Genomic DNA, 1,226 nt, shown 5'->3' with positions numbered 1-1,226 from the left:
GAAAGAGCGTCGGAGGCGTCAGATGGATAAAAGAGACAGGGGCCCGCCCCCGCCGGGGCGTCACGTGGTGCGGTGCTCCTCGCCGGGCGAGGGGCCGCACGCAGACCGCGAGAGCGTCAGATCACTCCGCGGCGGGGACGATGTCCACGACCTTGCGGCCGCGGCGCTGGCCGAAGGCCACGGAGCCGGCGGACAGCGCGAAGAGCGTGTCGTCCTTGCCGCGGCCGACGTTGCGGCCCGGGTGGAACTTGGTGCCACGCTGGCGGACGATGATCTCGCCGGCGTTGACGTCCTCGCCGCCGTAGCGCTTGACGCCGAGGTACTGGGGGTTCGAGTCGCGGCCGTTCTTGGAGGAACTGCCGGCCTTCTTATGTGCCATTGCTGTTGCCTAACCTCTCGGATGCCCGGTTTCGCTGATGCCGCGGACGGCTCAGGCGATCCCGGTGATCTTGACCGTGGAGAGCTCAGAGCGGTGGCCCTGGCGCTTCTTGTAGCCGGTCTTGTTCTTGTACTTCATGATGACGACCTTCTTGCCGCGGGAGTGGGAGACGACCTCAGCCGTCACCTTCACGCCGGCGGCGTCGGCGCCTGCCGTGACCTTGTCCCCGTCCACCAGCATCAGAGCGGGCAGCTCGACGGAGCCACCGGTCTCAGCGGGAACGCGGTCAAGGGTAACGAGGTCTCCGACGGAAACCTTCTCCTGGCGGCCGCCAGCGCGGACAATCGCGTACACCACTTGGGACTCACTTCTCTCGACGTTTTCAATGGATCAGTCCGGGTTCTGCTCGCCTCGCACCTCGACCGCGACTGCGTCCGGGTCCGGCGGTCCCTCACCGGGACATGCGGGAGCCTGCGGGCGGTGAACACCGATGGTCCAGCATACTCGGTGCCCCGCATCCGGACCAAACGGGGCGGCCACCGGCGCGTCGCCGCCGCCCGGAGGGGCCTCCGGGCGGCGACGACGAGGCGGTCAGCGGCTGCGGCGGGCCAGGTCCGCGGCCTTGACGCCCACGCCCAGCATCACGGGCGCCGAGGCGCCCTGCTCGGCGGGGGCCGTGGGCTCGGCGGCGGTCGCCGTGAAGCGTCCGCCCCGTGCCGCCCCGGAGGCGTCCTCGACCTGCACGCGCACGCCGTCCGAGGACACCGCGCGACGGGACCGACGGCGCCGGGCGACGGAGGCCTCCTCGCGCGCCGGCTCGGGCCGCGCCGCGGGGGCGGGCTCGGCC

3 protein-coding genes are annotated in these 1,226 nt (G+C 71.5%); all 3 read right to left on the bottom strand.

Going from position 1 to position 1,226, the window contains the following annotated elements; genetic code table 11:
* Positions 1 to 121: 121 nt before the first annotated feature.
* Complete coding sequence (gene rpmA, locus NWP10_RS12015) at positions 122 to 379, bottom strand: 50S ribosomal protein L27 (protein WP_002853915.1); 258 nt, start codon at positions 377 to 379, stop codon at positions 122 to 124.
* Between the two features lie 51 nt (positions 380 to 430).
* Positions 431 to 736, bottom strand: coding sequence for a 50S ribosomal protein L21 (gene rplU / locus NWP10_RS12010; RefSeq protein ID WP_017489123.1), 306 nt, complete (start codon positions 734 to 736; stop codon positions 431 to 433).
* Between the two features lie 234 nt (positions 737 to 970).
* Positions 971 to 1,226, bottom strand: a 256-nt coding sequence (locus tag NWP10_RS12005; RefSeq protein ID WP_258301055.1) for a hypothetical protein, incomplete at its 5' end; no start/stop codon positions are given.

Origin of the sequence: Micrococcus sp. HG099, from assembly GCF_024723355.1 — a bacterium.
In the GTDB taxonomy this organism is placed as follows: domain Bacteria; phylum Actinomycetota; class Actinomycetes; order Actinomycetales; family Micrococcaceae; genus Micrococcus; species Micrococcus endophyticus.
The sequence above is the reverse complement of the archived record's forward strand: the minus strand, read 5'-3'. Positions and strand labels throughout refer to the sequence as shown.